Source organism: Alcanivorax sp. HI0044 (assembly GCF_001634945.1).
This window is the reverse complement of sequence record NZ_LWEZ01000277.1, coordinates 1-745: the sequence shown is the minus strand read 5'-3', so window position 1 is coordinate 745 and position 745 is coordinate 1. Positions and strand designations below refer to the sequence as shown.

General features: G+C 59.1%; 1 protein-coding gene and 1 pseudogene. One reads left to right on the top strand and one right to left on the bottom strand.

The window, feature by feature from the left end:
• Window positions 1-470: acyl-CoA dehydrogenase family protein (locus A3730_RS03405; protein ID WP_197477261.1), on the top strand; the 470-nt coding region annotated here is incomplete at its 5' end.
• Window positions 471-609: 139 nt separating this feature from the next.
• Here A3730_RS03405 and A3730_RS29410 read toward each other — a convergent pair.
• Window positions 610-745: pseudogene (locus A3730_RS29410) on the bottom strand (hypothetical protein); the annotation flags it as partial.

The following is a 745-nucleotide window of genomic DNA, read 5'->3' as shown; positions in this document are numbered from 1 at the left end:
TTACCCAGATTCGTCTGGGTACTGCGCGTCTGACCCACTGCATGCGCTGGCTGGGTCTGGCCAAGCGTTGCATGGAAGAAGCGGCGGGTTATGTGGAAAACCGCATGAGCTTTGGAACAACCCTGGCCGAACACGAAGGTGTGCAGTGGATGCTGGGTGATGTGGCCAAGGAAATCGAAGTGGGCCGTCTGCTGACCATGCAGGCTGCCTGGATGCTGGACCAGGGTGACTTTGCCAAGAAAGAAATTTCCATGGCAAAAATCCACGTGGCCGATACCTTGCACAAGGCGGCGGATACCGCCATCCAGCTGTGCGGTGCCCGCGGTTACTCCAAGGACACCCTGCTGGAGTGGATCTACCGCTACGCCCGTCAGGCGCGTCTGGTGGATGGCGCCAGCGAAGTGCACAAGATGGTGTTGTCCCGCTTTTATCTGAAAGAGAAGCGTGATTTCTTCAAGTGGGGCGTGTAGGTCTGCTTCGCAGAGGTAACACGTGAGACGCAACACGCTTCACGCAACAGGAATCACGCAAAAAAGCCCCGCACACGCGGGGCGTTTGCGTTTAGCGCACGCACAAGGGTAGCGATTGCGCATCGGGCGCGATAAACCGTCAGCCCTGCTGCACATTCTGTCTGTAACTCAGCGCTTCGCGAAGGTGGTCCCGCTCCACCTCCGGACTGTTATCCAGATCGGCAATGGTGCGGGCGACCCGTGCGCTACGGTGCAGGGAGCGGGCGGATAACCCC